This window comes from Nocardia sp. NBC_01327, from assembly GCF_035958815.1.
GTDB lineage: Bacteria > Actinomycetota > Actinomycetes > Mycobacteriales > Mycobacteriaceae > Nocardia.
In genome coordinates this window covers 7695438-7713196 of record NZ_CP108383.1, presented here as the reverse complement: position 1 = coordinate 7713196, position 17759 = coordinate 7695438, and the positions used below count along the sequence as shown (strand labels likewise).

Sequence of the window (17759 nt, the reverse complement as noted above, 5' to 3'; positions counted from 1 at the left end):
CTCCGACCCGCCACCGCGCCACAGCTCGGCTCCAGCCCGGCACCCCGCGTGGCTGGGCTGGAACCAGGCCACCGCCGCATCGTATGAAGTCCGGAATGTCCGCGCCGTCCCACTCCGGTGGGCAGCCGGGTGAAAGACGCTGCTGGGGAGTGTTTTCCGGTCCGGAGAATCGGTATCCGTTGCGGACGGCCGATCGCACCCTCGGCAGCGTCGAATTGGCATGTTCAGGGATGGTGATCTTCGACCATAATTCGACGATGCAGTTTCCGCGCTCGACGGCCGAGACAGACCACGCCGAAGCTCGTACCCGGTGGACGCCCGCGCGAGTGGAGACGTTCAGCGATGGCGTGATGGCCATCGCGATCACCTTGCTGGTGCTCGAGATTCGGCTGCCGGAGGACAGTCATGAGAATCTGCTGCATCAGTTGCTGTCGCTGTGGCCGAGTTACTTCGCCTATGTGGCCTCGTTCGCCACGGTCGGGGTCATCTGGGTGTGCCATCACAACTTCTTCGCCCGTATCCAGCATGTGGATTCGCTGCTGCAGTGGGGCAATATGCTGCTGCTGCTCTGCGTCGGATTCCTGCCTTTCCCGACCACGGCGCTGGCGCACCATATCGATGGCGACCCCTGGAACGCGCGAGTGGCGACCGCGTTCTACGGTGTCGTCGCCGCGGTGCAGGCGATGGCCTGGCTGATCATGTGGGTGGCGCTGCGGCGTGATCCGACGCTGTTCAAGCCGGGGCACGATGCCGAATTCGTGCGTGTGCACAGCCGTTTGGCGTGGATGGGATTCATCGCGTTCGACGTGATCGCGCTCATCGGGCTGGTGCAGCCGATCGTGGCGCTCGTGCTCTACATGGTGGCGCTGGCCGTGTACGCGGCCACCAGCGGCGGCTGGCCCGGGGCGCAGCGCCCGCAACCGGCCGAGTGAGTGCGCTGCGGGCGACGCGGGCCGCCGGGTACTGGGTACCGTTGCGGTCATGAACTCGCTGCTGCACCGGATCCTGGATATCGCCCCGGTGTGGGTGTACCTCATCGTCACGGCGCTGGTATTCGTCGAGGACGCGATATTCGTCGGATTCGTGGTGCCCGGTGAAACCGCGGCCGTGCTCGGCGGGGTCGCCGCCAGTCAGGGGCATGTGTACCTGTGGGCCATGATCCTGCTCGTGGTGGTCGCGGCGATCCTCGGCGACAGCGTCGGCTACGAGATCGGAAAGCGGGTGGGCCCGCGCCTGTTGCAGGTCTCCATTCTGGATCGGCACCGCGGCCGGCTGGATCAGGCCCAGGATTTCCTCGCCCGCCGCGGGGGCTGGGCGGTGTTCCTGGGCCGCTTCGTGGCCTTCTTCCGCGCCATGATGCCCGCGCTCGCCGGCACCTCCAAGATGCCCTACCGCCGTTTCCTCGCCTTCAATGCGCTCGGCGGCATCGTCTGGGGCACGGCCTTCGTAGTGCTCGGATTTGTTGCCGGACAGTCCTATGAGAAGGTCGCGAAGACCGTGGGCCGCGATGCCGCCATCGCGGCCGTCGTCATCGTGATCGTCGCGCTCATCGTCTGGAAGCTGCGCGAACGCCGCCGCGAGCGCAGCTTCGAGAGCGAGTACGAGTCCGCGCACGACGCCGACTGAACCGCACCACCCGGCCGAGCCTCACCAGAGGGTGGCCGGTTGGCTGAAATCGTCCCGGGGTAGCGGGCCGTCGATGAAGGCCTTGACCCACAGGCCGTTGACGGTGATGTCGCCGCCGTGATTGCCGAGGAAGGCGATATCGGAAGCGTCTCTGCCGGTGGCGATTCGGACCATGCTGGTGCGCGGGGCCAGGCCGGTGGGATCGAAGACCTGCCAGGCGCCGCGCACATAGGCTTCGGGGACCGAATGGAAGTCCATCGGGAAGCAGCCGGGCGGGTAGACCGATACGACCCGGGCGGGCACGCCGATGGCCCGGAGCAGGGCGACCACCAGGTGGGAGAAGTCCCGGCATACGCCGGTGCCCGACAGCAGCGTCTCCACCGCGCCATCGCTGGGCAGGCTGCTGCCGGGCGCGTAGCAGATGCGGCGGGCCACCCAGGCGGAGACCCGCGCCGGCATTTCTGGATCGTCTATGCCGCAGCCGAATTCGGCTGCGGCAAAGCCGAGCATCTTATCCGAGTCGATGAATCGGCTCGGGCGCAGATAGATCGAGCGGTCGTAGTCGGTGACGGGTTCCGGCGCCGCCGCGCCGAATACCGCCGCACTGTAGTACGCGTGCAGATTCCCTGCGCCACTGTGTATTACGTGTATCCGGGTGCCGTGCGGCCCCGGTACCTCCTGCGGCTGCAGTGGGCTGCCGTCGAGTTCGAACACCAGTGATTCGTTCAGATCGATTCCCGGCTGCCGGGCGACGGCAATCTGGAATTCGAGGACGGTCGAGGCATGGACTTTGACGTCGAGATGTACGGAGACGTCGCGCTTCACACCTCAATCGTGCCACCGTTCTACTGGTTGATGAACGTGGCGGCGATATTCCAGAAGATCGTCGGGTCGACACTGTCGAAATCCCAGGTGTCGGTGACGCTGTAGGTGGTCGTGACAATGGCCGGAATATCGAAATCATTGCGGGTGGCGGCGCCGGTGGCCTCGAGTGCGGTGATGACATAGACGGTGGCGGATGCTGCGCTGTGGGGCATGGGAGAGCTCCAATCGAAGTACCGGGCCGAAAACGTTTCCGTTCAGTTTCATTCCGGGCATGGGTGCGGGGGAGGACCGAAAGCGCCAACTCGGTCGGCAACACGCCAAACTTTGCTGTGAGGGTGCTGGAATGCGCTCTGGCAGCGGAGCTTTCAGCCCCTGCCGGGCTCCTGCCAGCGCTGAATGGCACGGCGCAGACTGGCGGCGTCGGAGTAGCCGAGGATCTCCGCCTGCGCGGCGCGCGGGACCGGCCCGGCACGATCGAGGCGCCGGCGGCGGGCGCGGTCGAGCTCGCGTCGCCAATTCGTTCCGGACTCGGCCAGCCGCCGCTGCAGGGAGCGTGGCGAGGTATGAAGTTCGCGCGCAACGGCATCGAGGGTTGCCGTGCCCTGCGCCAAGGCCGTGTCGAGCGCGTCCGCCAATCGGTCGGCCCAGGTCGGGGGAAACGGCGGCGTCGCGGGCAAGGTGGCCGCATAGCCGTGCAGGACCGCGGACAGGTCGGGATCGGCGGTCCGCAGCGGCAGCGCGAGGTCGGCCGCATCCAGGGTGAAACTATCGCTCGTCGCCCCGAAATCGACTGCCGCAGTGCCGAAGAGCTCGTCGAAGGCGAGGCGCGATTCGGGTGCGCGTTGCCGGAATGTCACCCGTACCGGATCCACTCGGCAGCCGGTCGCCGAACGAGCCCGGCCCAGCAGGAATGCGAAGGCCGCGTGCACGGTCAACTCGCGACCGCGGCCCTCCTCGACGAGCAACTGCAGCTCGTACGTGACTTCCCGATCGCCGCGCTCGGTGATCCGCATGCCGTAGCTGGTGGTGAGCGATCCGGACAGCCGCAGGCAATCATCCAGCGCCGCACCGAGAGTCGGTGCGGCGAGGAACAGATACTCCAGCAGCCCGAGCTCACCGTCCGTGCCGTCGGCGGAACGCAGTGCGATATCCGGATCGTTCGACTCCTGTTCCAGCAACTCCCACAGTCGCAGGCAGTGCCGGCTGGAGACCCGGTCCTGCTCCCCGCCCAGGGACCAGCCGGGCACCCCGGCGCGCTGAGCCAGGCGGTCGGGATCGAGCCCCGCCCGCGCGGCTCGCCGCAGGACGAACCGCGCCATGAGAATGCTGTCGGCTCGATCCGAGCGGGTATTCACGCGCGGACATCACCGAATAGCAGCGGGCGCACTGCTATTCGTCGCTCGCCTCGGCGTGCGGAGTCTGCGGATCGCCGGTGATATCGAGCGTCTCCGATTGCCGCTTGCGCGCCCGGTCCACTTCCAGTCGCCACGTCGTCCCCGAATCGGCCAGGCGGCGCTGCAAGGTGCGGGGACTGGTGAAGAGCCTGCGCGCCACCTGATCCAGCGACGGCTCGCCGTGGCGCAGCTCCTGCTTCAGCTCGGTGGCTACCCGGTCCGGCCATTCGGTGGCGTACGGGGGCGGCGGCGGTGCACTCGCCGCGTACCGGCGCAGCACCGCGGCCAGCATCGGATCGGCGGTGACCTGCGGCAGTTCGAAATCGGTGAGCCGGTAGGTCATGCTGTCGACCGGCGCACCGAAATCCAGCCGGGTGGTACCGAAGTGCTCGATGAAAGCGCTGTGGTCCTGCGGCGCCCGCTGCCGGAACGCCATGCGCACGGGGTTGACGGGCCGCCCGGTCACCTGCCTGATCCGCGAAACCAGAATGCCGAGGGAGGACTGCACGGCCAGATCCCGGCCGCGCCCTTCGGCATTGATCATATGCAGATCGAAGGTCGCCTCGGTCTCGGTCTGCTCGCCCGCGTCCATCCGGAAATTGGTGCTCACCGCGCCGACGTAGGGTCCCACCACCGCCAGGCCCTCACCGAGGGTGTCGGCGGTGGAGATCAGATAGTCGAACAGGCCCAGCTCCCCGACGCGGTAGGTGCCGACCATCCGCAGCGTCGTATTCGGGTCGCCCACTTCACGTTCGAGTAGCTCCCACAGCCGCGGGTAGTAGTCGCTGGGGGTGCGGGAGTTGTTGTCGGCCAGTAGCCAGGTCGGCATCCCCGCCGCGCGCGCCAGCCGGTTCGGGTCGATACCCGCCGCTGCCGCGCGCGAGAGGATGAATCGCGGCATGAGAACGGTGTCGGAGGTGTGCATTGTGCAATGGTGCGGCGAAATCACCGGTGAATAGCCGGAATCGGCCGAAGTGTGTTTCAGCCCGCTGTTTCGAGAACTTCCAGCGCCGCGGCGATCTGTGGCAGTACCGGCGGCCCGAACCCCGCCACCAGATCCGCGAGCGCCCGCGCCACATGTGGTCCGACCGCGGCGGCGGTCAGCACATCCTCGGCGAGCACGATGCCATTGACCACGTGCGCGGCGCGGATGCGCTGATCGCCGGTGACCTCGTAGCGCCAGCTACCCAGCTGCAGGCGTTCGGGTTCGGAGCGGAACATCCCGCGCCGCGCCGGTGTGCGGACCGCTCCCGGCACTCCGGCGAACACCGTGAAGACCAGGCCGACGCCACCGGGGCCGTGCAGCGCGGAACCGATGACGCCGGCCGCGCGCTCCGGATCGAATCCGGGAAGGGTCATCGGCTAGCCGCCCATGGGGAGCACGAATTGCGGGGTGATGGTCTCGCCACTTCCGATGCGGCGCACCGCGGTTCCCGCCGTGTAGAACTCCACGGTGTGAGCGCCCCAGGCGTAGTTCTCGATCCGGAACTCCACCCCGGTCACACCGGCGCCCCCATCACGCTCCGCCTCGGCCTGCATGCGCGACATGGCCAGTTCGCGGGCCTGATAGCTACCCTGCGTCCACTGCGGCATCTCGACATTGTTGCCGATCTGGCGCAGCGACTGCATGAAACCCTGTACGGCGATGTGGAATACGCAATTGCCCATGACGAACGCCACCGGCGCGAAGCCGGAACGCAGCAGCGTGACCATGTCCTGACCGGAGAGGTGACTGGTGAAGGCCTGCCCGTTGGGGCGGCGGAACTTGCCCGGCTCACCGGTGAAGCGGACCGCGGTGCCGACGGCGATGAACTCCAGATGACTGGCCTCGGCGCCCACATGACGCCACTGCAACCGCACCCCGACAATGCCGTCCGCGTGCAGTGCGTCGGCCTCGGCCTGCATGCGCGACATGGCATTCCAGCGCGCCCGATAGGTGGCCTCGGTGAGCACCGTCAGCTCCTGCTGCTGGCGGATACCGGTGAATTGGAAACCGACGTGATAGACCGAAACGCCCATGACCAGGTCGATCGGCTCGAAGCCCGCACCGTGCAGCAGCGCGAACTCATTGACCGACAGGTCCGAGGTGAAGATCCGCCCCGCATGGGACAGGCGTTCACTCGCGGTCGGTTCCAGCGGTGATCCGGTATTCGGTTGCACGGTTCCTGCCCTTCCGATGACGACCATCGCCACTGTACGACGCCGAATCCGGGAATGCCCGGTGATCGGAATTCGGGCAGCGGCGCAGGCGTGGCAGCGGCCGTATGCTGGCGTTCGGGTGAGCGCGATGCGGCCGGGGAGCGGGATATGCGGGCAGATGTCAGGGGCAGTACCCTCCCGGTGCTGGAGATCCAGCTGGAGCCGGGAGAGGCGGTGATCACCCCGCACGGCGAATTGTCGTGGATGACAACGAATATCGCCATGTCGCAGACCGCCAGCACCGGTAGCGGTGGGCTGCTGAAGGCCGTGAAGCGGGTCGCCGGCGGCGGTGGGCTGCTGGTGACCAGGTATCAGGCGAACGGCGGCACGGGGCTGGTGGCCTTCGCGGCCAAACTGCCCGGTCACATCATTCCGGTCGATATCGGGCCGCAGCGCAGCATTCTGGTGCATCGGCACGGGTGGCTGGCCAGTACGCCCGGCGTGCACGTGAGTCTCGCGCTGCAGCAGCGGTTCAGCGGCGGGCTGTTCGGCGGCACCGGTTTCCAGCTGCAGCGACTGGAGGGCGAGGGCCGGTGCTGGATCGAGCTGTCCGGCGAACTGACCCGCTACACGCTGGAAAAAGGTCAGACCATGCTGGTGCATCCCGGGCATGTCGGAATGTTCGACCAGAGTGTGCAATTCAAGATGACCACGGTGCCCGGCATTCGGAACAAGCTCTTCGGCGGTGACGGCTTCCTGCTCGTGGCGCTCACCGGCCCCGGCGAAATCTGCCTCCAGAGCATGCCCCTGCCCAACCTCGCCCACGCCCTCGCGCCCTACCTGCAGCCCTACTTCGACGAACGCCGCGCCTCGCAGTAACCCCCGCCATCCCGGCATGCTTTCGGCCAGGATCCGCTGAAATCGCTGGAGCGCAGCCCGTGTGGATCCCGGCCAACAACGCGCCGGGATGACGGGCTGGTGTTGACCTGGCGAGCTGGTGCCGGGATCGCGGGTGGTACGCGGAAACGCGAACCGGCCGCCCCTGTTGAGGGGCGGCCGGTTTCGTTTACTGCGGGTCAGATGCTGGTATCAGCGGCGACCGGTGCGCGGGGACGCGGACTGATCGCGTGACGCGGCCGCCTGGGGGCGGGAGGCGCGGCGGCGAGCAGGTGCGGCATGGGCGCGGTCGGCGCCACGGGTGGCGGTTCCGGCAGCGCTGGCGCCGCGGGGTGCGTTTCCGGTGGAACCGGCATTGCGAGTGGAGGTTCCACCGGTCCCGCGATCATCGCCGGTGCTGGTGGAGTAGGTGCTCGGGGCGCTCGCGCCACGGTCGTAGCCTGCGCCACGGCCGCCGCTGACACCACGGCGCTCGGCGCCATTGGCGCTGCGTGCGGCGGCGGTGCCACCGCTACGCCCGTTTCCGGCTCCGGTGCCACGTGCCGCGCCGTTGCCGCGCGCGGCTCCGGCGCCCGGGGTGCGGGCCCGCTGCGGGCGGGCGCCCTGACCACCGGACGCGCCGCGACGGCTGTCCGCGCGCCGGGGGTTGTCGATCCGGTCGTCGGAAAGAGATGCGGCGGAGGGCGTTACGAGCGCCGCGACGGGGCCGACCAGCTCCGCCACGGAGGGGGAGTGCGCGGTCACGCGCTGCGGCTCGACGGTGATGCCGGCCTTGCGCAGCAGGATGGCGACATCCTTGCGCTGCTCGGGCAGGACCACCGTGACCACATCGCCGGAGCTGCCCGCGCGGGCGGTACGGCCCGAACGGTGCAGGTACGCCTTGTGTTCCGCGGGCGGATCCACGTGCACGACCAGCTGGACGTCATCGACGTGCACACCGCGGGCGGCGACATCGGTGGCGACCAGGACCCGGGCGGTGCCCGCGGAGAAGGCGGCCAGGTTGCGATCGCGGGCCGCCTGCGAGAGGTTGCCGTGCAGATCGGTGGCCGGAATGCCCGCGGCGGTCAGCTGCTTGGCGAGCCGGCGCGCGTGATGCTTGGTGCGCATGAACAGGATTCGGCGACCCGCCCCGGAGGCCAGGGCGTAGACCAGATCGCGCTTGGCATCGGCGCCATTGGTCTCGAAGACGTGGTGGGTCATATCCGGGACATGCGAATCGGCCGAATCGACGCTGTGCGTCAGCGGGTTCCGCATGAATCGCTTGACCAGCTTGTCCACGCCATTGTCGAGGGTGGCCGAGAACAGCAGGCGCTGCCCGTCGGCGGGGGTCGCCGCGAGAATCCGGGTGACGCCGGGGAGGAAGCCGAGGTCGGCCATGTGGTCGGCCTCGTCGAGCACGGCGATCCGCACCCCGTCCAGCGACACCAGGCGCTGCTTCATCAGGTCTTCGAGGCGACCGGGGCAGGCGACGACAATGTCGACACCGGCCTTGAGGGCCTTGGCCTGGCGGTTCTGCGGGACACCGCCGAAAATGGTGGTCACCGACAGCCCGGTGGCCTTGGCCATCGGCTCGATGGCGGTGGCGATCTGAGTCGCCAGTTCACGTGTCGGGGCAAGAATCAGACCGACCGGGCGGCCGGGGCGGCGAGAGCCTCCGGTGCCGCCGGCGAGCCGCTCGACCAGCGGAATGGAGAAGGCCAGCGTCTTACCGCTACCGGTCCGGCCGCGGCCCAGCACATCGTGGCCGGCGAGGACGTCGACCAGCGTGGCGGCCTGAATCGGCATCGGTGCGGTAATACCGCCCTTGGCCAGCGCGGCGACGATTTCTTTGCGTACGCCGAGAGCGGCGAAAGACGTGGTGGGGCTAGATGAGGGAGTCGTCATAAAGGTTCCTGGTGCCTTTCGAGCATCGGGGTGAATCGCAGGGGCGTGCCGGACTGTCGTCCGCACTTGCTGACCTCGCTGCGTGGCCGACGCGAAGAAAAGACATCCACGACGGAGTGGAGTATGCAAGATCGCTACTCGACGGCTACAACCATAGCTCAAGCCCGCTGATTCCCAGCCATCCGCCGTATGTGATGTCGCTTGCCTCCCGTTTCGGAGTGACCCACGCCTCAGTCCGGCAGTGCGCCGACGGTCGGCCGGGGGCCACGCATGCCCGAGGAATCAGGGGCATCTCGCGCAATGCTCGGGTCTGGCGCAATGCTCAGGTCTGGCGCAGCGGCTCGTAGTCGGCGGCGGTGAGGCCGAAGGTCCAGGCGACGCCCTGCTTGGCGGTGCGGGTGCCCGGGGGCACGCGGAGCCAGTAGGTGTTGAAGGTGCCGTCGGGTTCGGGGGTGGAATTGACGACCTCGACCATGGCCACGTCCTCGTCGTCGGGAAGCGGTATGCGCCACAGGATTCCGGTCTCGTCGCGATGCACCGGCTCGGCCTCGGATTCGGCGAGGTAGCGGTCGTAGCCGAAGATTTCCAGCATGACCCGCCGGAGTTCGGCATTCTCCTCGGTGCGAATGCGCGCGGGAGTCAGCGCGTGCAGATTCGCCAGGAAGTCCGCGGGGACGGGCATGCCGCGCCAGGCGTGCAGCGCGAAACCATCGGGATAGACCAGCGCGGGGCCGTCGGCGGCGTGCAGTCGGCCCGCCTCATCGCGCAGCAGCCGGACCGGACGCTCGGAGAAGACGACCACCCGCTCGAAGGGCCACCACCAGCCGGCAGTGCGCGCGACGTCGGCGAGTCCGGCGAGCCGGTCGCTGCCCTCGAACGCGGCCAGCCAGGGCGCATCGTGCTGTCCGAGGACCGCGTCCAGCAGCAGCCCGCGAATTTCGCTCGCGGTGGCGGCGCGGACCTTGCGGTCCTCGTTCTCGGATTCGGGACCGAGCAGCGTGTCCACGACACCCGTGCGGATGCGGTCGGTCAGCATGCGGGTGTTGTCCCACAGCTGTGCGCCGGTGGCATTCCACCGCTCGGCCCAGCCCTCGGGGCCGAGTTCGTCATGGACACTCCGGCGTTCGGCCGCCCACGGCCGCGTCCGGATCTCGCCGAGCACGGCCCGGCCGGGGTTCTCCAGCGCTCGCACCGCGGCCACGGCCGCGAGCGGCGAATCGACCCAGAGAAAGCGCGTCGGTGCGGCGAGCCCCGCGTCGGTATAGGCGCGGCGCGCCGCGGCCTCGGCGGCGCGGCGGTCGGCGGGCGCGGTGGCCGCCGCCACGGCGCGCCACTCATCGATGGTCGGCATGAGAATCCCGTCTGTGTCCGGTGCTGTGGCGATTCGATATCTGTGGCGATTCGATATTCGGAGGGTGCGGCGGTCAGTCCGCGACGATGCGGACGGCGCCGGGCAGGTACTCGCGCTGGCGCACCACCCGGAACCAGCCCTGCGGCAGCACGATTGCCGCATGCTCCTCGTGCACCAGCCGCCCGCCCTCGGGCAGGTGCAGGAACATATGCGGCGCGCTCGCCCGCACCAGCCGCCCCGGCGCGGCCAGTGCGTGGGCGTGACCGGTGACCTCGCCGAGCGCGAGCACCATGCGCCCGCGGGCATCCCGGGGCTCGCCCGGCGCCTGCAGCGCCTGCGCGGGCACGGCCTCGGTGGCGATCGGCACGATCAGCACATCCCCCTGTCGGAACATGAGCGCTTCCCTCCTGTGCCGTCACCCCGTGCGCCGGCTCGAATTCGAAAGTAGCGGTGGGGTACGACAATTCGCGTCGGACGAAAACTGTTCACCGCCCGCGCCCCCGCCTGTCGGAGTGACTTGATAGAACTGGCTGGCACATCAGACCACCCACAGCCTTGGCGGGGGAGCACACGCGATATGGCAATTTCCGACCACCTGCAGCAGTTCCACGGACTGCCCGTGTTCGAATTCCCCGACGCCGATACGAAAGTCGAGCTACCGGAGCCCGCGACGGTGGCCTGGCGCATCGCGATCGAACCGTACGGCGACTCCACGGAAACGTGGCCGGAGGCCTTCGCGCGCTTCCTCGAAACGGTGGACAGCACACAGGTTCGGGCTCTGGTCGTCGGCTCCTGGGGTGAGTCGGAGGAGGATTCCGCGCCGATCATCACGGCGCTGATCGAGGCGAAGGATCGGCTGCCCGCGGTGCGCGGCGTCTTCCTGGGTGACATCACCTACGAGGAGAACGAGATCTCCTGGATCCACCAGTCCGATGTATCGCCTTTGCTTGCAGGCTTTCCCGAGCTCGAGGAGTTCGGCGTACGCGGCGGTGAACAGCTCGCGTTCCCGGTCCTCACGCACACCGCGCTGCGCATCCTGTCCGTGCAGGCCGGCGGTCTGGGTGCGGAGGTGGTGCAGGGCATCGGCGCGAGTGAACTGCCCGCCCTGGAGTCCCTCGATATCTGGCTGGGCGTCTCCTGGTACGGCGGCACCACCACCATCGCCGATCTGGAGCCCATCCTGTCCGGCGCGAAATTTCCGCGACTGACGCATCTGGCCCTGCGCAACAGCGAGATTCAGGACGAGGTCGCCGCCGCCGTGGCGGGTGCGCCGGTGGTGGCGCGCCTGACAACGCTGGACCTGTCCATGGGCACGCTCGGCAATGAGGGCGCCGAAGCGCTGCTCGCCGGGCAGCCCCTCACACACCTGCGCACGCTCGATCTGCATCACCACTTCATCGGCCCGGAGATGCAGAAGCGGCTGCTCGCGGCGCTGGAACCGGCCGGCGTCGTCCTGGATCTCTCGGACGCCGAGACCGAGGACGAAGAGGAAGATCCGGAGGATCGCCGCTACACCGCCGTCTCGGAGTGACCTCTCCGCACGCACCCCGGATCGCGATCGTCGGGAATCCGGGCAATCGCCGGGTATCGCTGTTCCGGGATGCGGTGCGCCGGGCGGGATTACCCGAGGCCCGCCCGGTCGGCTGGGCCGAGGTGCTCGCCGGTGGGGCCGAGTTCCACACCGGTGAGCTGGTTCGCCTCGATTCACCGGGTGAGGATCCGGCGCTCGAGCGGGCGCTGCGCGGTGTCACAGATTCGACCCGCGTGGAGGGCACGGCGCTCTGGTACGAGCGCTTCACCGCGGCCGCCCGGTCGGTCGCGGCGCAGGTGTCCGCGTGCGGCGCAACACTTCTCGATGATCCGGCCGAGCTCGCGGTGCTGTTCGACAAGCGCAGATGCCACGCGGTGCTGCGGAATGCGGGTGTCGCCGTGCCGTTTTCGCCTACCTCGGGGGTATCCGCGCCGGTGCGCGGCTGGGACCACGCGCGCAGCCTGATGGCCGACGCCGGTGTGCGCCGGGTCTTCATCAAGCTCGCGCACGGTTCCTCGGCATCCGGTGTGCTGGCCGTCGAGACCACGAGTGGTGGCCGGGTGCAGGCCAAGACGTCCGTGCAGCGGGATGCGCAGGGCAGGCTTTTCAATTCGCTGCGGGTGCGGCGCTACAGCACCGAGGCGGAGGTGGCCGCCATCGTCGACGCCCTCGCACCGGACGGTCTGCACATCGAACGCTGGCTGCCCAAGGCTGCGCAGGGCGGCCGGAGCGCCGACCTGCGAGTGGTGGTCGTGGACGGCGCGGCCACACATGCCGTGGTGCGGACCAGTCTTTCGCCCATGACGAACCTGCATCTCGGCGGAGCCCGCGGCGATCTCACCGCGGCGCGCACCGCCGTCGAGACCGCGGGCGGCAGCTGGGCCGAGATGCTCGCGCTGTGTGAACGAGCCGCCGCCTGCTTCCCGCACTTCTCCCGGGTCGGAGTGGACCTCCTGCCCGGAATCGGCTGGCGGCGTTTCGCTGTCGGTGAGGTGAATGCCTTCGGCGACCTGCTGCCCGGCCTGCGGGGGCTGGAGGGCAGCGGAGCGGAATCGGGCGACACCTACGATGCGCAGGTCACCGCCATAGTCCGCAGAGCCAGGAACGAGCATCATGTCGACGCATAGCGCGCAGCCGGATATGAACGAGGTGATCGGCCGCGACGATCTGCTGCTGGTCACCCTCGATACGCTGCGTTTCGATGTGGCCGCCGAACTGTTCGAGGCGGGCCGGCTGCCGAATCTGGCGCGCCATCTGCCCGGCGGATGGGAGAAGCGCCATGCGCCGGGCAGTTTCACCTATGCCTCGCATCAGGCCATGTTCGCGGGCTTCCTCCCGACGCCCGCGACGCCCGGCCCGCATCCGCGATTGTTCGCCTCCCGATTCGCGGGCAGCGAGACGACGGCGGGGCGCACCTTCGTCTACGACACTCCCGATCTCGTCTCCGCCCTGGCCGCGGCGGGGTATCGCACGGTATGCCTCGGCGGTGTCGGCTTCTTCAACAAGCAGGGCGCACTGGGCTCGGTGCTGCCGGGCCTGTTCCAGGAAAGCCATTGGGAATCGGAGTTCTCCGTCGCCTCGCCGACTTCCTTCGAGGCGCAGATCGCCCGCGCCGAGCAGGTGATCGCCGAATTGCCGCGCGACCGCAGGCTTTTCCTGTTCGTGAATGTGTCCGCGCTGCACCAGCCCAACTGGTTCCATCTGCCGGGCGCGAGCAAGGATGCGGGGGACTCCCGTGAAACCCATGCCGCCGCACTGGAATACGTGGATCGGCATATCGGCCGCCTGTTCGCCGCCGCCGGCAGCCGCCGCCGCTGCTTCGCCATTGTCTGCTCGGATCACGGAACCGCCTATGGCGACGACGGTTTCACCGGGCACCGGCTCGGGCACGAGGCCGTGTGGACAATTCCCTATGCCCAGTTCTTTCTCGAGGCCCACGCATGAGCACGATCACCCGACCGCGTCCCTATCAGAACTACGTCTACGGCTATCCCCACAAGACGGCGTACCGGCCGCTCGGCGCGGACAGTCCGCTGCTGAGCGAGCTGTGGGCGAGTGAGCCCAAGGACGCGCTCTCGCTGTACGCGCATATTCCGTTCTGTGAATACCGTTGCGGTTTCTGCAATCTGTTCACCCGCGTCGGCGCACCCGATGATCTGACCGGCCGCTATCTCGATGCCCTCGAGCGGCAGGCCGGGGCAGTGCGCGCGGCCCTGGGCGATGACGGCCCGGTCCGGTTCGCGGCGGCGGCGTTCGGTGGCGGCACCCCCACCTATCTCTCGGCCGCGGAGTTGGCGCGGCTCTGCGATATCGCCGAGCGAGTTATGGGCGCGGATCTGCGGTCCATACCGCTGTCCGTGGAGACCTCACCGGCCACGGCGACCGCGGATCGGCTCGCGGTGCTGGCCGAACGCGGCGCCACCCGGGTGAGCATCGGCGTGCAGAGCTTCGTCGATGCCGAGGCCCGGGCGGCGGTGCGACCGCAGCGCCGGGCGGAGGTCGAGGCCGCGCTCGAAACTATTCGGGCAGCACGGATTCCGATTCTGAACATCGACCTGATCTACGGCATCGACGGGCAAACGGAACAGACCTGGCGCACGTCACTGGATGCGGCGCTGACCTGGCAGCCCGAGGAGCTCTACCTGTATCCGCTGTACGTGCGGCCGCTGACGGGGCTGAGCAGGCGCGACGCGGAGGCCGATTGGGATGGGCAGCGACTGCGGCTGTACGCGTTCGGCCGCGATCATCTTCTCGCACACGGGTATGAGCAGACCTCCATGCGCATGTTCCGCCGAATCGGTTCCGCGAGTGCCGGACCCGGCGACTACGCGTGCCAGACCGACGGCATGATCGGCCTGGGTTGTGGCGCACGCTCGTACACCGCCGGTCTGCACTATTCGTTCGATTACGCGGTCGAGACTCGCGAGGTGCGCGGCATTATCGATACCTACACGCGCACAGTCGATTTCAGTCACGCCGAGGTCGGCCGCCGGATCGACGAGGACGAGGCCCGCCGCCGCCACCTCCTGCAATCACTGCTGCAGGCCGAGGGAATGGATATCGCGGCCTATCGCACGCGTTTCGGCGCGCATCCGGCCGAGCACTTCGCCACGGAGCTACGCGAATTCACCGAATCGGGTTGGCTGGATGCGGGATCGGACCTGCTCCGCCTCACCCCGGAGGGTCTCGCCTACTCGGATGCCCTGGGCCCCAGGCTCTTCTCGCCCGCGGTGCACGCCGCCATGGCGGCCTATGAACCGAAGTGAGCCCGTGGACCTGACCATTCTCTATCGCGGCCCACTGGCCTCCTGCGATTACGACTGCCCGTACTGCCCCTTCGCCAAGCGGCGCGACAGCCGCGAGCAATTGCGCGCCGACCGCGCGGCCCTCGAACGGTTCGCCGCGTGGGTCGCGCAGCAGCACGATGACCGCCTGTCGATCCTGTTCACGCCGTGGGGTGAGGGTCTGGTCCGCTCCTGGTACCGGCGCACGCTGACCGAACTCTCACACCTGCCGAACGTCGCACGGGTGGCCATCCAGACCAATCTGAGCTGCCGCACCGACTGGCTCGCCGACGCCGACCCCGGCACCCTGGCGCTGTGGTGCACCTACCATCCGGGCCAAACGCCGTACGACCGCTTCACCGCCAAGATCGCCGACCTCGAGCGCCTGGGCATCCGCTTCAGCGTCGGCGTGGTGGGTTTCCCGGAACACCTCGACGCCGCGCGCAGTCTCCGCGCCGACCTCCCCGGCCATGTCTACCTGTGGGTGAATGCACCGGAGGGGCACCAGCTTTCGGAACAGGAGTCCGCCGACTGGCTGGCCCTGGACCCGCTCTTCGAATACAGCAGACACCCGCACACCTCAGCGGGAATGCCCTGCCGCACAGGAGAATCGGTCATCTCCGTCGACGGTGACGGCACTGTCCGCCGCTGCCACTTCGTCCGCACCGAACTGGGCAACCTCTACGACGGTTCCTACCGCACCGCCTTGGCCCCCCGCCCCTGCCCGCTGGCCCTGTGCGACTGCCACATCGGCTACGTCCACCTCGAAACCCTTCCGCTCTACGACGTTTTCGCAGGCGGCGTACTCGAGCGAATTCCCCAGGGAATCAGGTTCAGTGGGTCAGGGTGACCTTGGCGAGGCCTGTCGGATGGTCGGCGTCGATGCCGAGTGCGCGGGAGACCGCCAGGGCGAGTTGCTGGCCGCGGATGGTTGCCAGTAGGCATTCGCCGAGGTGGCCCAGGGCGGGCCAGGTGAGGGTGGCCTCGGGGGCGGTGCCTGCCAGGACGACAGGGGCGTAGCGGGCGGTGAGGGGGTAGCGGAGGTCGAGGGTGTCGGTGTCGGCGGGGCCGGAACCGGCCAGGAGAAGCGCGGGGGTGCCGGGGCCGGTGACGGCGATGGGGCCGTGGCGGAAGTCGGCGGTGGAGAAGCCGTGTGCCATCAGGCCGGTGGTTTCCTGGAGTTTGAGGGCTGTCTCCAATGCGGCCGGGTAGCAGGCGCTTCGGCCGACGACGGCCAGGCGATCGACGGTGGCCAGCAGGGCTGCGGCACGGTCGACACCGGCGGTGTCGGTGAGTAGTTGCGCTGCGGCGGAAGATAATTCGGCGGCCTGCGCGGCGGTCATACCACCCGTGCCGAGACCGGAGGCCAGGGCGAGGACGGCGAGCATCTGGCTGGTGACGGTTTTGGTGGCCGGAACCGCGCGCTCCGGCCCGGCCTCGAGTCCGACGGTGTAGTGCGCGGTTCGGGCCAGTGCGGAGTCCGGGTCATTGGTGATCGCGACGACCCGCGCTCCGGCAGCCGCGTAGCGCCGGGTGAGCTCGACGATCTCCGGTGTGCGGCCGGACTGTGACAGTGCGATGAGCAGCCAGCCCCGGAAGCCGTCGGGCTCACGGCCGTAGCCGGTCGCCAGGCTGGGCGCGACCAGGCAGGTGGGCAGCCCGGTCCGCAATTCCACGGCGTACCGGCCCAGTAGCGCCGCATGGTCCGACGAACCGCGCGCCAGGAAGGCGACGCCTGCGGGACCGCGGTCGCCGAAGAGTGCGGCGGCCCGGGCTCCGATATCGGTGAAGCGGTCGGCCATGGCCGCCAGAACCGCGGGCTGCTGGCGCATTTCGGCATCCATCAGGCGGCCGAGCCGGGTGGCATTCATCGGAGTCCTCCGGTGGTCGAGGGGATCGGTGGCGTGCTGGTTTCGGCGGCGAGGGCCAGGGTGAGGGCCCCGTGCAGGGAGGCGTCCGCCAGGAAGTGGGCCGCCCGGACCTCGGGCGGGAAGGCGGTGGCGGAGGCCACCAGATCGGTGAGCGGCGGGAGGATGACATCGGCGGCGGCCATCATGCCGCCGCCGATGACTATCCGTGCCGGGTCCACCAGCGCGGCCAGATTGCCCAGTGCGGTGGCAAGGGTTTCCAGCATGTGCCGCACCAGTTTTCGCGCCTCCGGATCGGTGCGCCGGAAGAGCTGTTCGCCGGTGATCTCGATGCCCAGCGCGGCCGAGGCGCGCTGGGCCAGCCCGCGCCCGGCGACGTACTCCTCCAAGGGCGCGCGCCCGGCGGCGACCGCACCCACCCGTGCGAAACCCGGGTTCATATAACCGATTTCGCCCGCTGCCCGATGCGCGCCCGGCACCACCTGCCCGCCGACGATCAGCGCGGCCGCGATGCCGGTGCCGAGGCTGACGTAGATCCCGGTGTCGATGCCGCGCAGCGCCCCGAACCGCACCTCGGCCAGCGCCGCCGCCCGCACATCATTGGCCACCCGCACCTCGGCGACCCCGAATTCGGCGGCGAGCCGGGCCGACAGCGCCAGCGTCTCCCAACCCGGCAGATTGGGGGTGAGCGCAATGCCGTCGGCCCGGATCACGCCCGGGCACACCGCCGCCCAGCCGGTGACCGGCAGACCGAGCCCCTCACGCGCGGCCTGCTCGAGTCGTCGTACGGATTCGGCGGTGCGGGCCAGGATGTGGTCGGGACCGAGATCGGTGCGGGTGTCCAGGCGCTCCCGCTCCAGCACCGCGCCCCGGGCGTCGGCGAGGGCGATCTCGGTCTTGGTGCCGCCGAAATCGACGCCTATGACGGCGAATTCGCTGGCTTCGTGCATGAGCGATCCT

The 17759-nt window shown here is 68.9% G+C and carries 19 protein-coding genes; 8 read left to right on the top strand and 11 right to left on the bottom strand.

The genetic code is table 11. The features are described 5' to 3' along the window. Nucleotides 1–257 precede the first annotated feature (257 nt). Both OG326_RS35625 and OG326_RS35620 read left to right on the top strand, forming a co-directional pair. On the top strand, nucleotides 258–932 hold the full coding sequence (locus OG326_RS35625; RefSeq protein WP_327141509.1) for a TMEM175 family protein: 675 nt from the start codon (nucleotides 258–260) through the stop codon (nucleotides 930–932). A 49-nt stretch (nucleotides 933–981) separates the two neighbouring features. Then, nucleotides 982–1626, top strand: coding sequence for a DedA family protein (locus OG326_RS35620; RefSeq protein ID WP_327141508.1), 645 nt, complete (start codon nucleotides 982–984; stop codon nucleotides 1624–1626). A 21-nt stretch (nucleotides 1627–1647) separates the two neighbouring features. Here the strand turns inward: OG326_RS35620 and OG326_RS35615 are convergent, their stop codons facing one another. From OG326_RS35615 to OG326_RS35590, 6 genes are all read right to left on the bottom strand, one after another. Next, entirely contained in the window at nucleotides 1648–2451 is an 804-nt protein-coding gene (locus tag OG326_RS35615) for a transglutaminase-like domain-containing protein (protein ID WP_327141507.1), read from the bottom strand. A gap of 20 nt (nucleotides 2452–2471) precedes the next feature. After that, nucleotides 2472–2663 carry a hypothetical protein gene (locus OG326_RS35610; RefSeq protein ID WP_297613687.1) on the bottom strand — a complete coding sequence of 64 codons (192 nt, stop codon included), beginning with the start codon at nucleotides 2661–2663 and terminating at the stop codon, nucleotides 2472–2474. Nucleotides 2664–2816: 153 nt separating this feature from the next. Next, the gene (locus tag OG326_RS35605; RefSeq protein ID WP_327141506.1) at nucleotides 2817–3806 is read right to left on the bottom strand and encodes an AraC family transcriptional regulator; all 990 of its coding nucleotides are present in this window, start codon (nucleotides 3804–3806) and stop codon (nucleotides 2817–2819) included. Nucleotides 3807–3840: 34 nt separating this feature from the next. Next, the gene (locus OG326_RS35600) at nucleotides 3841–4770 is read right to left on the bottom strand and encodes an AraC family transcriptional regulator ligand-binding domain-containing protein (RefSeq protein ID WP_327141505.1); all 930 of its coding nucleotides are present in this window, start codon (nucleotides 4768–4770) and stop codon (nucleotides 3841–3843) included. Nucleotides 4771–4826: 56 nt separating this feature from the next. Further along, nucleotides 4827–5204: a DUF5073 family protein gene (locus OG326_RS35595; protein ID WP_327141504.1), complete on the bottom strand. Its 378-nt coding sequence runs from the start codon at nucleotides 5202–5204 to the stop codon at nucleotides 4827–4829. A 3-nt stretch (nucleotides 5205–5207) separates the two neighbouring features. After that, complete coding sequence (locus tag OG326_RS35590) at nucleotides 5208–6032, bottom strand: heavy metal-binding domain-containing protein (protein WP_327141503.1); 825 nt, start codon at nucleotides 6030–6032, stop codon at nucleotides 5208–5210. 27 nt (nucleotides 6033–6059) lie between these two features. Here OG326_RS35590 and OG326_RS35585 point away from each other — a divergent pair, with 27 nt between their 5' ends. Next, nucleotides 6060–6863 (top strand): TIGR00266 family protein, encoded by an 804-nt coding sequence (locus OG326_RS35585; protein WP_327141502.1) that lies wholly within the window; start codon nucleotides 6060–6062, stop codon nucleotides 6861–6863. 210 nt (nucleotides 6864–7073) lie between these two features. Here OG326_RS35585 and OG326_RS35580 read toward each other — a convergent pair whose 3' ends face one another. The 3 genes from OG326_RS35580 to OG326_RS35570 all read right to left on the bottom strand — a co-directional run bounded on the left by OG326_RS35580 (nucleotide 7074) and on the right by OG326_RS35570 (nucleotide 10510). Next, entirely contained in the window at nucleotides 7074–8765 is a 1692-nt protein-coding gene (locus OG326_RS35580; protein WP_327141501.1) for a DEAD/DEAH box helicase, read from the bottom strand. 322 nt (nucleotides 8766–9087) lie between these two features. Further along, the gene (locus OG326_RS35575; RefSeq protein WP_327141500.1) at nucleotides 9088–10116 is read right to left on the bottom strand and encodes a DUF6745 domain-containing protein; all 1029 of its coding nucleotides are present in this window, start codon (nucleotides 10114–10116) and stop codon (nucleotides 9088–9090) included. Between the two features lie 73 nt (nucleotides 10117–10189). Further along, complete coding sequence (locus OG326_RS35570; protein ID WP_327141499.1) at nucleotides 10190–10510, bottom strand: hypothetical protein; 321 nt, start codon at nucleotides 10508–10510, stop codon at nucleotides 10190–10192. Nucleotides 10511–10693: 183 nt separating this feature from the next. Here OG326_RS35570 and OG326_RS35565 point away from each other — a divergent pair, with 183 nt between their 5' ends. The 5 genes from OG326_RS35565 to OG326_RS35545 are packed head-to-tail and all read left to right on the top strand — an operon-like array spanning nucleotide 10694 to nucleotide 15781. After that, nucleotides 10694–11647 carry an STM4015 family protein gene (locus OG326_RS35565; RefSeq protein WP_327141498.1) on the top strand — a complete coding sequence of 318 codons (954 nt, stop codon included), beginning with the start codon at nucleotides 10694–10696 and terminating at the stop codon, nucleotides 11645–11647. Beyond that, a complete protein-coding gene (locus tag OG326_RS35560) occupies nucleotides 11644–12774 on the top strand; it encodes an STM4014 family protein (protein ID WP_327141497.1) in 1131 nt (376 codons plus the stop codon). Before OG326_RS35565 ends, OG326_RS35560 begins: the two co-directional genes overlap by 4 nt. Next, on the top strand, nucleotides 12761–13591 hold the full coding sequence (locus OG326_RS35555; RefSeq protein ID WP_327141496.1) for an STM4013/SEN3800 family hydrolase: 831 nt from the start codon (nucleotides 12761–12763) through the stop codon (nucleotides 13589–13591). Before OG326_RS35560 ends, OG326_RS35555 begins: the two co-directional genes overlap by 14 nt. Then, the gene (locus OG326_RS35550; RefSeq protein ID WP_327141495.1) at nucleotides 13588–14913 is read left to right on the top strand and encodes an STM4012 family radical SAM protein; all 1326 of its coding nucleotides are present in this window, start codon (nucleotides 13588–13590) and stop codon (nucleotides 14911–14913) included. The genes OG326_RS35555 and OG326_RS35550 overlap by 4 nt, the downstream gene beginning before the upstream one ends. A 4-nt stretch (nucleotides 14914–14917) precedes the next feature. Next, a complete protein-coding gene (locus OG326_RS35545; RefSeq protein ID WP_327141494.1) occupies nucleotides 14918–15781 on the top strand; it encodes an STM4011 family radical SAM protein in 864 nt (287 codons plus the stop codon). On the opposite strand, the gene OG326_RS35540 is transcribed toward OG326_RS35545, so the two are convergent. Beyond that, nucleotides 15765–16802 (bottom strand): SIS domain-containing protein, encoded by a 1038-nt coding sequence (locus tag OG326_RS35540; RefSeq protein ID WP_327141493.1) that lies wholly within the window; start codon nucleotides 16800–16802, stop codon nucleotides 15765–15767. The two genes, OG326_RS35545 and OG326_RS35540, sit on opposite strands and share 17 nt — an antisense overlap. Beyond that, nucleotides 16799–17749, bottom strand: a complete 951-nt coding sequence (locus tag OG326_RS35535; RefSeq protein ID WP_327141492.1) for an ROK family protein — start codon at nucleotides 17747–17749, stop codon at nucleotides 16799–16801. The genes OG326_RS35540 and OG326_RS35535 overlap by 4 nt, the downstream gene beginning before the upstream one ends. Nucleotides 17750–17759 lie beyond the last annotated feature (10 nt).

Bases quoted from the DNA above. Each gene is read 5' to 3' on its own strand.
- OG326_RS35565 (WP_327141498.1), top strand. From the start codon at position 10,694: ATGGCAATTTCCGACCACCTGCAGCAGTTCCACGGACTGCCCGTGTTC.
- OG326_RS35540 (WP_327141493.1), bottom strand. From the start codon at position 16,802: ATGAATGCCACCCGGCTCGGCCGCCTGATGGATGCCGAAATGCGCCAG.
- OG326_RS35610 (WP_297613687.1), bottom strand. From the start codon at position 2,663: ATGCCCCACAGCGCAGCATCCGCCACCGTCTATGTCATCACCGCACTC.
- OG326_RS35590 (WP_327141503.1), bottom strand. From the start codon at position 6,032: ATGGTCGTCATCGGAAGGGCAGGAACCGTGCAACCGAATACCGGATCA.
- OG326_RS35620 (WP_327141508.1), top strand. From the start codon at position 982: ATGAACTCGCTGCTGCACCGGATCCTGGATATCGCCCCGGTGTGGGTG.
- OG326_RS35625 (WP_327141509.1), top strand. From the start codon at position 258: ATGCAGTTTCCGCGCTCGACGGCCGAGACAGACCACGCCGAAGCTCGT.
- OG326_RS35555 (WP_327141496.1), top strand. From the start codon at position 12,761: ATGTCGACGCATAGCGCGCAGCCGGATATGAACGAGGTGATCGGCCGC.
- OG326_RS35550 (WP_327141495.1), top strand. From the start codon at position 13,588: ATGAGCACGATCACCCGACCGCGTCCCTATCAGAACTACGTCTACGGC.
- OG326_RS35575 (WP_327141500.1), bottom strand. From the start codon at position 10,116: ATGCCGACCATCGATGAGTGGCGCGCCGTGGCGGCGGCCACCGCGCCC.
- OG326_RS35535 (WP_327141492.1), bottom strand. From the start codon at position 17,749: ATGCACGAAGCCAGCGAATTCGCCGTCATAGGCGTCGATTTCGGCGGC.
- OG326_RS35580 (WP_327141501.1), bottom strand. From the start codon at position 8,765: ATGACGACTCCCTCATCTAGCCCCACCACGTCTTTCGCCGCTCTCGGC.
- OG326_RS35600 (WP_327141505.1), bottom strand. From the start codon at position 4,770: ATGCACACCTCCGACACCGTTCTCATGCCGCGATTCATCCTCTCGCGC.
- OG326_RS35585 (WP_327141502.1), top strand. From the start codon at position 6,060: ATGCCCGGTGATCGGAATTCGGGCAGCGGCGCAGGCGTGGCAGCGGCC.
- OG326_RS35570 (WP_327141499.1), bottom strand. From the start codon at position 10,510: ATGTTCCGACAGGGGGATGTGCTGATCGTGCCGATCGCCACCGAGGCC.
- OG326_RS35595 (WP_327141504.1), bottom strand. From the start codon at position 5,204: ATGACCCTTCCCGGATTCGATCCGGAGCGCGCGGCCGGCGTCATCGGT.